The organism is Roseibium denhamense, from assembly GCF_009711415.1.
Classification (GTDB): Bacteria; Pseudomonadota; Alphaproteobacteria; order Rhizobiales; family Stappiaceae; genus Roseibium; species Roseibium denhamense.
Genome location: NZ_SMLZ01000105.1, coordinates 32,743 through 44,899 on the forward strand (window position 1 = coordinate 32,743; position 12,157 = coordinate 44,899).

General features: G+C 58.7%; 11 protein-coding genes. 8 read left to right on the top strand and 3 right to left on the bottom strand.

Annotation, left to right across the window (positions count from 1 at the left end):
- Positions 1-19 precede the first annotated feature (19 nt).
- The gene (locus E1180_RS09390; protein WP_155190922.1) at positions 20-1,198 is read left to right on the top strand and encodes a phytanoyl-CoA dioxygenase family protein; all 1,179 of its coding nucleotides are present in this window, start codon (positions 20-22) and stop codon (positions 1,196-1,198) included.
- 7 nt (positions 1,199-1,205) lie between these two features.
- Here the strand turns inward: E1180_RS09390 and E1180_RS09395 are convergent, their stop codons facing one another.
- Positions 1,206-1,955 carry a DUF1194 domain-containing protein gene (locus tag E1180_RS09395; RefSeq protein ID WP_155190923.1) on the bottom strand — a complete coding sequence of 250 codons (750 nt, stop codon included), beginning with the start codon at positions 1,953-1,955 and terminating at the stop codon, positions 1,206-1,208.
- A gap of 137 nt (positions 1,956-2,092) precedes the next feature.
- Here E1180_RS09395 and E1180_RS09400 point away from each other — a divergent pair, with 137 nt between their 5' ends.
- From E1180_RS09400 to E1180_RS09410, 3 genes are all read left to right on the top strand, one after another.
- Positions 2,093-3,637 (top strand): glycoside hydrolase family protein, encoded by a 1,545-nt coding sequence (locus E1180_RS09400; protein WP_155190924.1) that lies wholly within the window; start codon positions 2,093-2,095, stop codon positions 3,635-3,637.
- Entirely contained in the window at positions 3,630-4,373 is a 744-nt protein-coding gene (locus E1180_RS09405) for an HAD-IIB family hydrolase (protein WP_155190925.1), read from the top strand. The genes E1180_RS09400 and E1180_RS09405 overlap by 8 nt, the downstream gene beginning before the upstream one ends.
- Before the next feature lie 78 nt (positions 4,374-4,451).
- Positions 4,452-5,747 (top strand): glycosyltransferase, encoded by a 1,296-nt coding sequence (locus E1180_RS09410; protein ID WP_155190926.1) that lies wholly within the window; start codon positions 4,452-4,454, stop codon positions 5,745-5,747.
- Positions 5,748-5,797: 50 nt separating this feature from the next.
- Here the strand turns inward: E1180_RS09410 and E1180_RS09415 are convergent, their stop codons facing one another.
- Positions 5,798-6,943 (bottom strand): exonuclease/endonuclease/phosphatase family protein, encoded by a 1,146-nt coding sequence (locus E1180_RS09415; RefSeq protein WP_155190927.1) that lies wholly within the window; start codon positions 6,941-6,943, stop codon positions 5,798-5,800.
- A 231-nt stretch (positions 6,944-7,174) separates the two neighbouring features.
- On the opposite strand from E1180_RS09415, the gene E1180_RS09420 reads away from it, so the two are divergent.
- The 4 genes from E1180_RS09420 to E1180_RS09435 all read left to right on the top strand — a co-directional run bounded on the left by E1180_RS09420 (position 7,175) and on the right by E1180_RS09435 (position 10,234).
- Positions 7,175-7,429 carry a PepSY domain-containing protein gene (locus tag E1180_RS09420; protein WP_208997043.1) on the top strand — a complete coding sequence of 85 codons (255 nt, stop codon included), beginning with the start codon at positions 7,175-7,177 and terminating at the stop codon, positions 7,427-7,429.
- Between the two features lie 64 nt (positions 7,430-7,493).
- Positions 7,494-8,162: a response regulator gene (locus E1180_RS09425; protein WP_155190928.1), complete on the top strand. Its 669-nt coding sequence runs from the start codon at positions 7,494-7,496 to the stop codon at positions 8,160-8,162.
- Entirely contained in the window at positions 8,152-9,615 is a 1,464-nt protein-coding gene (locus E1180_RS09430) for an ATP-binding protein (protein ID WP_341873553.1), read from the top strand. Before E1180_RS09425 ends, E1180_RS09430 begins: the two co-directional genes overlap by 11 nt.
- 181 nt (positions 9,616-9,796) lie before the next feature.
- Positions 9,797-10,234 (top strand): RT0821/Lpp0805 family surface protein, encoded by a 438-nt coding sequence (locus tag E1180_RS09435; protein ID WP_155190930.1) that lies wholly within the window; start codon positions 9,797-9,799, stop codon positions 10,232-10,234.
- Positions 10,235-10,295: 61 nt separating this feature from the next.
- Here the strand turns inward: E1180_RS09435 and E1180_RS09440 are convergent, their stop codons facing one another.
- A complete protein-coding gene (locus E1180_RS09440) occupies positions 10,296-12,143 on the bottom strand; it encodes a tetratricopeptide repeat protein (RefSeq protein WP_155190931.1) in 1,848 nt (615 codons plus the stop codon).
- Between the last annotated feature and the right edge of the window lie 14 nt (positions 12,144-12,157).

Sequence of the window (12,157 nt, forward strand, 5' to 3'; positions counted from 1 at the left end):
ATGATTTTGGGAGGACATCATGGATCAACAGCCAGCCCTGACAGGGTACTTCGATGACACGAGCTGCGATCTCGGCGCGTTCAAGGCATTGGTGTCGCAGCAGCTCGAGGCTGGTCTTGTGCCACATGCCGCGCGGATCGAGGCCAACATTCCGATTTATGACATTGGCGATCTGAGTGACCGGCTTAACGGAGAGACAACAAGACGCCGTCTCATGGCGGAGTGGGCTCATGTTTTCCGGAGCCTGTCCGGCGTGATTGTATTGAAAGGCGCGTTCGAAAATCTAGCCGCAATTGATGCCGCAACCGGCATCTACAATCAGATCATCGCCGAGGAAAAAGCCCAAAGTGGCGGTGGCGCTGATCATTTCGCAGCCGCTGGAGCCAACGACCGGATTTGGAATTCTCTTGAAAAGCTGTGTCTTGCAGCCCCCGATGTCTTTGCGGACTACTTTGCAAACTTGGCACTCGATGCTGTTTGCGAGGCCTGGCTTGGGCCTAATTACCAAACGACGGCCCAGATCAATCTCGTCCGGCCTGGCGGTGCGGCACAAAAGGCCCATCGGGACTATCATCTGGGCTTTCAGAGCGCTGAAGACTGCGCCCGTTATCCGGCGCATGTGCACGATCTGTCACCGGTGATGACGCTTCAAGGGGCTGTTGCCCATACCGACATGCCGATTGTAAGTGGCCCGACGAAGTTGTTGCCGTTTTCTCAGCTGTACCGGCCCGGATATGCGGCCTACCGCCTGGAACCATTCAGGGCGTTTTTTGAGGACAACTATGTTCAGGTGCCGCTCGAAAAAGGGGATGCGGTTTTCTTCAACCCGGCTCTGTTCCACGCAGCTGGTGCGAATACCAGCGCAGATGTCCAGCGCATGGCTAACCTGTTGCAGGTCTCTTCGGCATTCGGCCGCACCATGGAGACTGTGGATCGCGACAAGATGTGCCGCGCCCTTTATCCGGTTCTTCTGCGCAAGCACGAGATCAGCGCCCTGTCTGAACCGTTGCTTGAGGCTGCCGCATCCTGTTGCGCAGAAGGTTATTCCTTCCCGACCAATCTGGACATGGATCCACCCGTTGGCGGACTTGCGCCCGAAACGCAGAAACAGCTGATGATGCGGGCGCTGCGTGAGGCTCTTCCAGCCGAAGACTTTGAAGCTCTGCTCGACCGGCAGAACGCACGAAGGCGGTCATGAAGGGGGCTCAAGGAAGGGCGGCGTAGCCGCTGCCGAAAATTTCACGCACAAGTTTGCGCTTCATGGCGCGTTCGTAATCGTCAAAACCATTGGCGACTTCAACGAATGCGCCAGCCCCCCGGATGACTTCTTCTGCGTAGTAGTCGACGGTGAGCCTGCCGGGTTCCTCAATGACCAGGCCGTTGACTGTAATATTTGTGAAGTCAAATGCCTTATAGGCGTTTTGGGGTCCAAAACCCGCATTGTTGACGCCATCACCGGCGACATCAACGACCTGTCGGGCACAGCGCTGCGGTGCGGATTTCATCTGAACGGCGGCAAATCCAAGGGCATAGCCCAGCGCAGTCGGAAACTCGTTGTACGCGCGCTGTTTGCGGCGCAGTTGGGCCGCCGCCAGCTGGGCAGCGCCTGCGCCATCGATGAATTGCCAGTCGAGTTGCATGGATTGCTGATACCGGCCGCTCCACTCAAAGGCATTTAGATAAATGCCGCCGACCGTTTCGATGGCACCGACCACTTCGGGGTCGGTGAGCGCTGCGGCAAGCCCCTCCATCTGCAGGGTGTATTCGGCTTCGTCAACGCTGGCGGAGCTGTCCATGGCAAGCACAAGTGCCAGCGCGCAGGCGTTCGCCTGGGCACCCGGCAGGATCAGCAGTGCAGAAGCGGCGAGAGCAGAAAGGCTCCAGCGAAAGACGCGCGCATCGTGCCTGCGCGGCTCAGCGTGGCGGACTGCCGGACTTTGGAAAACGCGCAACATGGCAGAAAAGGTAGCAGGTGAGCACGGACTTCGGAAGAGCCCGGCCATAACCGTCCCATCCGAGCCGGGTTGTTGCACTGCAACGCATTTTCCGGCAACACTTGGAAAGATTCTGGAAACTGGGGCAAGCTTGGGGCATGTACGCATCCCACGGATTTTTGAGATCGGACATTGGCGATGTTGATGTTGTCTACCACGATGGCATGTTTCATCTTTTCCATCTCGTCCTGCCGAACCACGACTTTATTGCCCATGCGGTAAGCCCGGATGCCATGAGCTGGCGGCGGGTCAAGAACGCTCTTTTTGTCGGTGATCCCGGTGATTGGGATGACGATATGCTGTGGACCATGCATGTCTCCACGGATCCTGAGCGGAAGGGCGCTTGGCGGATGTTTTACACCGGGCTTGCACGCGCCGAGTTCGGCCGCGTCCAGAGGGTCGGGCTTGCCCGCTCCCGCGATCTTTATCATTGGGACCGGAGCACGTCGCAGACCTATCCGCTGGAAATCCCCGGTCCGCATTATGAGAGCTCCATCCATGAAGGCCGTCATTGGGTGAGCTTCCGGGACCCGTTTTTTTTCAAGGATCCCGAGACGCATGAGCGGTACTTGCTCAGCTCCGCCCGGATCAAGGACGGCCCGATCATCCGGCGCGGGTGTGTCGGCCTTGCCCGCGAAGAGGCGCCGGACCAGTTCGTGTTTGAAGCACCGTTGCACCGGCCCGGTCTTTATGACGATGTCGAAGTGCCGAACCTCTTCAAGCTTGGTGAGCGCTATTACCTGCTCGGTTCGATCCGCGAAGACATCAAGATCCACTATTGGTACGCAGACAGCTTTGGCGGACCGTACGAAAACTTCTTCGACAATGTGCTCCTGCCGTCGGGCAACTACGCGGGGCGGATCTGCGAGACGCCGGACGCGATTCTCCTGTTCAACTTCTTTTCCAAGACCGAATACATCTACGGTCGTGAAGTGGTGAAGAAGCTGCTGCCGCCACCCAAGGAGCTGGTGACCGATGAAGCCGGACGGCTCAAGGTAAAGTCTTACAGCGCCTTCAACGATCTGGTGACCCACCGCGAGATCATCACGGCCTCTTATCAATGCCGTCTCCTCTACGCCAATCCGCATGCCTCTGCCATTGACAGACCGGACGGTTTGCATCTCGCCTGCCGGAGCGGTTACGAGGCATTTCTGCTGCCGGGGGACCATCTGGATTTCCGCCTAAAGGCGCAACTCATGTTGGAGGGATCCGGCAAGACCGGTCTGGTCCTGCGGATGAATGAGGATTGGGACGGATATTATCTGTCGCTCGATCTTGTGAATGGCATCGCCCAGATCCGCGCCTGGGGGGCCAATCCGACCCCTGAATTCGAACATGCGTTCCGGTATCAGCCCCTCCAGGAGGCCCACTTCCGGGGCAGCAACCAGGGGCCATGGCAGATCGAAGTGGTGGCCCACGGCATGTATCTGGAGCTCTCGATTGACGGGTTCGTGGTGCTGAGCCTGGTGGATGACAGTTTCATTGAAGGCGGTGTCGGCTTTTACACGGAGAGCGCAGCTGTCTGCCTGAAGGATCTGGAAATCGAAAGCCTCAGCCGCCCCGTGACGGAAGGGGCTGCCGAACGGGTCTATTCGACCGCACTCCCCCCTTTGGAAGACGAGAGGTTTCCGCCGGATGGGTGAACAGCCGGTCACCGATGTCTGGCTTCTTGTCAGCGATATAGACGATACGCTGACCGGGGATCAGGCCGCTCTGGAGCAGCTTTGTGCGGCGTTGGCAGCCCGTTCTCAAACCTTGAAGGTCGCGTTGAACTCAAGCCGCCCGGCCGCAAGTGTCGACCAAACTTTGTCGGAATATTTTCCGGCAGGCTTTAAGCCGGACGCCGTGATTACGGGACTTGGAACAGAAGTCCGGATTGCTGGAAGATCCCTTGAAACCTGGACCCGGCAGTTTGAGGACTGGCCGGACGAGAACATTCGCGATTATGTCCGCCGTCTCGGGTTTCAGCCGCATGACGACATCTATCAAACAGGCGGCAAGGCGAGTTTCACTGTTCAAGGACGCACAGCCGCCGAGAAGGTGATGAGCGGGTTGAAGGGCGAGGGATTTGAGTTCAAGTCGATCTTTTCCGGGACCAGCGATCTCGACATTCTAGCGCCAGGCGCTGGAAAAGATGCGGCAATGCGCCATCTAGCTGAGCATCTGGGCATCCCGCTGGCGCGGACCATCGCAGCCGGCGACAGCGGCAATGATCTTGCTCTGTTTCAAGCCGCCAGGCGCGCGATTGCCGTTGGCAATGCGCGGGAAGAGCTGGTCAACAAGATGCCGGTTCACAAGACGTATCATGCAACAGCGCCCCATGCGGGTGGTGTTGCCGAAGGGCTGATCGCCTATGGCCTTTTGCCAAAGGCACCGTAACAAGGCCAACTGCCGCAAAAGGCAGCCGGACAACCGCCTGGGATTATGGAGACGACACGCACTAAAGGTAGGACCACGATGCTAAAACAAAATATCGGCTCGCTTCTGATGATCTCCCTTCACGGATATGTCGCGGGATCGCCGGAGCTAGGCAAGCCGGACACCGGAGGCCAGGTCGTGTTCGTACTGGAATTGGCCAAGCGGTTTGCCCGGCTCGGCTACCGTGTGGATGTCATGACCCGCCAGTTTGAGGATCAGCCTGCCGAAGACATCATCAACGACAATCTGCGCGTGGTGCGGATTCCCTTCGGCGGGAAGGATTTCATCCGCAAGGAAGACATGCACGACTGGTACGGCGACTTCGTCACCAATGCCCTGGCGATGATCCGTCACCGCGGCTTGCAGTATGATGTGATCAACAGTCATTACTGGGATGCCGGCATTTCCGGGCAAAAGATCGCCGAAGAACTCCAGATTCCGCACGTCCACACGCCGCACTCTCTCGGATGGTGGAAGGAGCACGACATGGAAGGCGCAAGCGCGGAAGAAATGGCCGGTTACCGGTTTGAAGAGCGGATCCAGAAGGAGTTTGTGCTGTACCGGAACTGCGACCACGTGATTGCAACAACGGAGCAGCAGACCGACCTGATCGTCGAACAGTACCAGCTGCCCAAGGAGCATATCAGCATGATCCCGCCGGGGATCGATGAGGGCCGGTTCATGCCCGCCACCCCGGCCAAGGTTCAGGCGGCAAGGGCCAAGCACGACATTAGGGAGACCGATGTCTATGTGGTTGGCCGGGCAGCTGAGAACAAAGGCTATGACCTGATCATCGAGGCGCTGCCGAGCCTGGTGAAGCTGCAGCCTGAAGCCCGGCTGGTTCTTGCCGCCGGAGCGAATTCGGACAGCGACAATGCGTTGCTGGACCAATGGAAGCAACGGGCGGCGGAACTGGGTGTCTCAGACAGGATCAGCTGGCGTGGTTATGTGGCCGATGAGGATCTTGCGGACTTTTACAGGGCCCCTGGAATTTTCGCGCTGCCATCGCGCTACGAACCATTCGGCATGACCGCTGTTGAGGCAATGGCCTGCGGAACACCCACAGTCGTGACCATCCATGGCGGCCTGTTCGACCAGATCGAGTTCGGCCGTCATGCCTTGGTGGCTGATCCGAAGCGTCCGGAAGAGTTCGCCGCCATGCTCAACATGCCTCTGCAATATAACTGGGTGCGCGAGACGCTGACGGTAGAAGGCGCCCGGTTTGCCCGCCGCGTGTTCGGCTGGACCGGTATTGCGCGGCGGACGCTGCAAGTTTTCGAGCAGTTCAAGGGCCGCTACGATGATCTGCAGGCCGACGAGCTGGTGCTGACCTGACATGAACCGAGCGGCGTTGCGGAAACGCTTAAGAGCTGCCGGTTAGATGTTTAGGATATTCGTGGCTCCAGGGTGATGCTGACGGGCCGGTGGTCACTCAGCATCCCTTTTCCGAACAGGGCCTCGGTTTCCTCGAAGGCCAGATGTTCGACCAGTCCGGATTTCGATTTCGCGACCAAAGGGCTGGTTCCCGACCGCGTGAGGGCCTGTGTAAACAGGATGTGGTCGAGCAGAATGAACTCGCTGCGCGCCGGATCGATGGGATCCTTGAACCGCGCCGTCCATCTCAGTTCATCCGGTTGGTCGAACAGAGCATGGTTGAGGTATTTGCGGGCGAAAAACACCTCGCCTTGCAAATTGCTGATAAGATCGTGGAGCAAATACTGCTTTTCCATCAATTCCTTGCCCGGGCCATCATTCAGATCACCCACAACGAAGAGCGATGGATCGGCCTCCTGCGAGAACCGGTGATCGATATAGGCCCTAATGTAACTGGCTTCTGAGCTCAGCTTTACCCGGGCCTCATGCGCCTTGGCCATGAACCGTCGGATAGTTTTGCTGGACTTGATGTAGTCGTCGAAATCCTCGTCCGCTTTTCTCTTGCGCGGACTTTCGCCGGTAAACTTGCTTTTCAGGTGCGCGCCAATCACTTCGTGCTGAGCGCCGCCGAACTGGAATCTCAGGACCTGTGGTTCCCGGTAGAATTCATGATTGAGCCGCTTTGAGACAGGGACGTCCTTGACCCCGCCAACCGTTTCCAGCCGCGGCGCGGCCACTTTCCACTTGCCCTTGATCGAAATGCTGTCATCGGCCTCAGCGGCAAAGGTCCGCCAGGTGGTGATAGGAAGGAGGTCCGGTGAAATTCTGTCTGCCACGGCCTTGCGCACCAGGAACCAGAGCCATTGCCGTCCCTCGACAAAATAGTTTTCACCTGCTGGCCGGGTGACAAGGTCATAATCGGGAAGTATTTTTTCGGTGAAGCCTCTCATCTCGTCTTCGCCCTTCGGGGCTTCGCACAAGAAGAGTATATCCGGTTGCATCCGCTCAATCAGGGCTGCGACACCGGCAAGCCGGTTCTCGGCCTCCGCCATGCTGGGCACCTTGTGCGGAAAAACATGCTGTCCGGGTTGATATTTGCCGCTGACAACGCCCCAGGAGCTGTCCAGCCACTCTGTATTCCACATGGTAAGTTTCATGTTGCCGCCCCTTGCTTGCCATGGGATTTTCGTGCCGGGAACCGTATGCAATCATGTTTCAACATCACTTGCAAATATACGTGTTTTGCGGGCTGGGTACACTAATAAGGTGTGTGCTGGGTGTGGCGGGTAAGCCTTTGGATCACTGGCATGAACCGGCGGTTCAGCTTGCGTTCATCTGCAATTGGCTACACCCTTGCCCAAGACTTACCTCGAACCTTCGGATTCGCCGTGAAACACTTGATTGCCATCCTTCTGTTTACCCTTGTGACGGCTGTTCCAGCCTCCGCTGCCTGCCTGTCGGCTGGCCAAATGCGCGAGGCCGTTGCCAGTGGTCAGGCAGCACCGCTTGGGGCTGTTGCCGGACAGGCCGGTGGCGAAATCGTAAAGGCGCAGCTCTGCCAGCAGGGCGGCCGCTACGTTTATGTCCTGTCCGTCTTGAAGGGCGGAAAGGTCACAAAAGTCACGGTCAACGCGAGCCGGTAAGACGTTCTTGCCAAGCCGGTTGCCCGGGACGGCACCGGGCCTTAGAGATTGAAGAAAATCCAATATGCGAATTCTTGTTGTTGAAGATGATGCGGATCTGAACCGCCAGCTGGTAACCGCCCTGGAAGAAGCCGGTTACGTGGTCGACAGCGCGACGGACGGCGAGGATGGCCATTTTCTGGGGGACACCGAGCCTTACGATGCGGTGGTGCTCGACCTTGGCCTTCCAACGCTCGATGGCCTGTCTGTCCTTGAGAACTGGCGCCGGGATGGCCGGACCATGCCGGTCCTCATTCTGACCGCGCGCGACAGGTGGTCGGACAAGGTCGCCGGTATTGATGCCGGCGCGGATGACTATGTCGCCAAACCCTTTCATATGGAGGAGGTTCTGGCACGGGTGCGCGCGCTTGTACGCCGTGCGGCAGGCCATGCCTCCAACGAACTCACCTGCGGGGCGGTCCGGCTCGACCTGAGATCGGGGCGGGTGACGCGCGATGGCACACCGGTCAAACTGACCTCACATGAATACCGGCTGCTGTCCTACCTGTTGCATCACCAGGGCAAGGTGATTTCGAGAACCGAGTTGACAGAGCACCTTTATGATCAGGATTTCGACCGGGATTCCAACACAGTCGAGGTTTTTGTCGGCCGTCTGCGCAAAAAGATCGGGTCGGATATGATCGAGACCGTCCGGGGGCTCGGCTACCGATTGGGAGATGCCAGTGACGGCTGATCCAGTTGGGGGCAAGGTTTCTACCGGTACCAGGCAACCTGAAGAAACGGCCCCGTCACCAACGGTGAAGACACGGCGGCAGTCTCTTGCGGGCCGCCTCGTTATGGTCGCCTCGATCTGGTCCACTCTGGCCTTGGCCCTTGCCGGTGTGTTTCTGGTCAGTCTTTATCAAAGGGCAAGCGAGCGCGCATTCGACGCGCAGCTCCAGATCCATGCAATTGCCTTGATCTCCGCGATGCTGCAGGATGAAGAGGAAGTCACCCGGAGCATCGTTCCAACGGTGCGGCAGCCGACCTATGAGGGCGATCCACGGTTTTCCTTGCCCCTGTCCGGCTGGTACTGGACTGTGCGCAGGGCGGACACGGACGAAGTGCTTTACAGCTCCGAATCCCTTGTTGGCGATCCGCTCATCGTTCCCCACCTTGAGGAAGGCGCGGATGAGGCTGTTGCGTTCACGACCGGTCCGACAGGGGATGAACTCCGGATTTTGCAGCAGCGCGTCTCTATTGCGGAAGTGTCCTACGTGATTGCTGTTGGGGCTGCGACCGCCAGTTTCTGGGCGGATATCAACGAATTTGCGCGCATGGTCGCGGTAACGCTCTGTATTGTGGGGATTGGTTTGATCCTCGCGGTATTCCTTCAGGTGCGCATTGGTCTGAGGCCGCTTCAGCGTCTCCGCCAGTCGCTATCCGCTGTCCGTCACGGCGAGGCGGAGCGGATTGATGAATCCCTGCCCAGGGAAATCGCCCCGCTTGCCGTTGAACTGAATGGCTTGATCGTCTCCAACAAGGAAATCGTGGAGCGGGCCCGCACGCATGTGGGCAACCTTGCGCATGGTCTGAAGACGCCCTTGTCCGTCATTTCCAACGAGGCGCGGGCATCGGGCGGCCCGCTGGCCGACAAGGTGTCCGAACAGGCCGGTATCATGTCGACGCAGATCCAGCACCATCTGGAACGCGCCCGCATGGCGGCGCAGCGGCGGGTGATCGGCGTCTCTTGTGAAACAGAACCGGTCTTGGCGCGCCTCATCCGCGCTATGGAGAAGATCTACCGCGACAAGCATCTGGATATCAGCTTCGAGCAGGAGGCGCCGCTGCGGTTTCGCGGTGAAGCCCAGGACCTTGAGGAAATGACCGGTAATCTGATCGACAACGCCTGCAAATGGGCGTCCCGAGAAGTATCCGTCACCTGCCAACCGGTAAGCGGTGGAGCTGGAGGCCGGGAGATGCTGGCCATTGTCGTGGAGGATGACGGACCGGGTCTCACGCCGGAACAGCGGGCCGAGGCGGTCAAACGCGGCCGGCGGCTCGATGAAACCGTTCCTGGAACCGGTTTGGGGCTTTCCATTGTGGCTGACCTTGCAGCGCTTTATGGCGGGCATTTTGAACTTGGAAGCTCGGAAGCGGGCGGGCTGCAAGCCCGGCTGACACTTCCAGCGCTCGGACGTGAATAGCGCGTGAATAAGCAAAGGCTTACGTTTTCCGGCATGGCGTTTTAGCTTAAGCGCAGCGTATTTTGTGACGCATATCACAGCCGGTTGATTGGCCAACGGCCAAGTTCGGCCACAAATTGCATCTACTCCTGTCATATCGATTCTGATGTGCCAGGCATCTGATTTTGAGGAGCTTTTGAGCATGCGTCGTCGCAGCGCCATCTGCCTTGTTCTCGCCGCCGTTTTGGGTGGCTGTTCAACTTCGACCGGAGCAGGCGGCCTCGGCGGATGGGGATCTTCCTTGCAGGATCCGAGCGCCGACGGGACTGGCTCGGAGGCCAACACAGCCATTTCCGTTCTCGTGAACAACGAATTTGGCGATGCACTCAATCCGTCCGACCGCAGGGCTGCGGAGAATGCCCAAAACCGGGCCTTGCGGGCGCGGGGCGTGGGCGTTTCGGTGGCTTGGCAAAATGACCGGACCGGCCGCAGCGGTCAGGTCCGCCCGGGCCCGGTCTACCGTGTCAATGACACGGAATGCCGGGAGTTTACCCACCAGATGGTTCTGCAGGGGCGCACGCTTCAGGCCCGCGGCACCGCGTGCGAAGTGGCCCGTGGCAAGTGGGAAATCATCGGCTGATTGCCGCCGCTGTCAGGGGCTAGACGTGATCGCCCGGTCCCGCCAGACGCCAAATTTCCAGTCAAAGTCCAATGCGCTGGTCTCGCGTTCCCCGGTCAATGCTGGCCAGCGTGGCTTCCATCGCCGCTTTTAACGCCGGAACGATTGCGTCTGCCGGATGCTTCTCGTCAATCTGGAAGAACTCCGCCGACACGAACCACGGCGGGGCTGACTGTCCAAGCGTGAGTTTCGGTGTCGCGCCGCCAAAACGGAGAACCGGGACATTAAGGATGCCGGCCATGTCCGCCGTGCTTGAATTTGGGGCAATCACCAGATCGCAGGCAGCCGTCAAAGCCGCTGCGCCGATGAGGTCATCCAGAAGATCCAAACCGGAGAGGGCGGTGAAGTTGCCACTACCAGCGTTGGACAGTAGCTCCAACTCCGCATGGGTTGCCGTGTATTGCAGTTTGACGAAAACAGCACTGTCCGTTTGAAGGATCGGGCAGACCTGCTCCGCGCTCAGGTAATATCTCGCCCGGTAGGTCTCCAGAAGCCTTGAGCGCCAGGCAATCCCGACAAGGGGCTTGTCCCGTGCGCCGTCGATCCTAGCCAGCAACTCCTGTGCTCTTAATGTGTCAATCCGATAAGGGCATTCAGCGCGATTGGTGAACGAGGCAAGGGTGGGCCGTTGCAGGCCCGCCAGATCGGACAGGCAGATCACGGCATCATAGTCACGTGCTTCTTCCGGTTGAGCGGGATCAGCGTCTGGGAACGCTCTGCAGATGACCTCTGGCAAAGCCGCCTGAAAAAAGGTTTTGAAACGCGGTTCGACTTCAAGAATGACATTGCTGACCCGGTCTTTGATCTCAAGCAGGACAGGTGCGGATTGAAGCGTGTCACCGAGGCCCTGATCGGCCCAGACCAGCAGGGTTTTCACAGGTTGGTTGGTCCATTCCGGGGCATTATAAATCCGCCGCTTGAGCCCGGATCCGTCGGCATCAAACCGTGCCTTGTAGTACGTCCAGGCCCGCTCCAGATCCCCGGTTGAAAAACACGCTTCCGCCAGCGTGAGCCGTGCCTCCGGCCAACGGCCGTTTGCAGCCCGGTCCAGTTTATCCAGAAGAAGCCGCGCGTCTTCGATCCGGCCCAGCTTGAGCAGAAGGCCGGCATAGGTCAGTTGCCAGCTCATCTCCCGTGGATTTGCCCGGCAGGCACGCTCGGCAAACGGCATGGCTTCCTCATAGCGCGCAACCAGAAACAACAGCCGGGCAAATTCGTGCTGAACAGCGGGATTGTTAGGAAAGGCACCGGCATGTTTGGCAAACCCGGCGGCCGCCAGATCCGGCTGGCCATTCATAGCGCGGCATTGCGCCAGACGGATCAGGTTATCCGGGTTTGCCGGATCGGTTTTCGCCGCTGACGTGAAATGGACCAGAGCGTCCTCAAGACGCGACTGGTGCATCAGCACGGATCCGAGTTTCCGGTGAAGGTCCGCGTTTGCCGGGTCTTCCGACAAGAGCGTGCGGAAAAGATGCTCTGCTTCTTCCAGACGATTGCTCTTTGTCAGAGCCAGGCCCTTTACGTCCCGGGCCGTGATGTTCAAGGAGTCTCGTTGGAGAGCGGCCTCTGCTACGGCCAGTACGGAAGCTGGGGAGTGTTCGGCTGCCAGCATTGCCTGAGCCAGATTTGCCCTGAATTGAGCCGACTTTGGAGCGAGTTTGACGGCGGATTTCAGGTGGTCAACCGCCTTGTTTGGCTTTCCCGACTGGAGAAAACTCATACCGGCAAGATTGAGCGTTGCCGGGTCCTTCGGCGCGAGTTTCAGGACAGATTTGTAGAGCTTTTGTGCTTTTTCAAAATTGCCGGCTTGATGAAAGGCGATGGCTTGCCGCAGCCTGGTTTCCGCCATTTGCATGGGGTGCGCTCGCATCCTTGGTATCCTTG

Coding starts and splice junctions, on each gene's coding strand:
- E1180_RS09440 (WP_155190931.1), bottom strand. CDS start 12,143: ATGCGAGCGCACCCCATGCAAATGGCGGAAACCAGGCTGCGGCAAGCC.
- E1180_RS09405 (WP_155190925.1), top strand. CDS start 3,630: ATGGGTGAACAGCCGGTCACCGATGTCTGGCTTCTTGTCAGCGATATA.
- E1180_RS09435 (WP_155190930.1), top strand. CDS start 9,797: ATGCGTCGTCGCAGCGCCATCTGCCTTGTTCTCGCCGCCGTTTTGGGT.
- E1180_RS09410 (WP_155190926.1), top strand. CDS start 4,452: ATGCTAAAACAAAATATCGGCTCGCTTCTGATGATCTCCCTTCACGGA.
- E1180_RS09390 (WP_155190922.1), top strand. CDS start 20: ATGGATCAACAGCCAGCCCTGACAGGGTACTTCGATGACACGAGCTGC.
- E1180_RS09395 (WP_155190923.1), bottom strand. CDS start 1,955: ATGTTGCGCGTTTTCCAAAGTCCGGCAGTCCGCCACGCTGAGCCGCGC.
- E1180_RS09400 (WP_155190924.1), top strand. CDS start 2,093: ATGTACGCATCCCACGGATTTTTGAGATCGGACATTGGCGATGTTGAT.
- E1180_RS09425 (WP_155190928.1), top strand. CDS start 7,494: ATGCGAATTCTTGTTGTTGAAGATGATGCGGATCTGAACCGCCAGCTG.
- E1180_RS09415 (WP_155190927.1), bottom strand. CDS start 6,943: ATGAAACTTACCATGTGGAATACAGAGTGGCTGGACAGCTCCTGGGGC.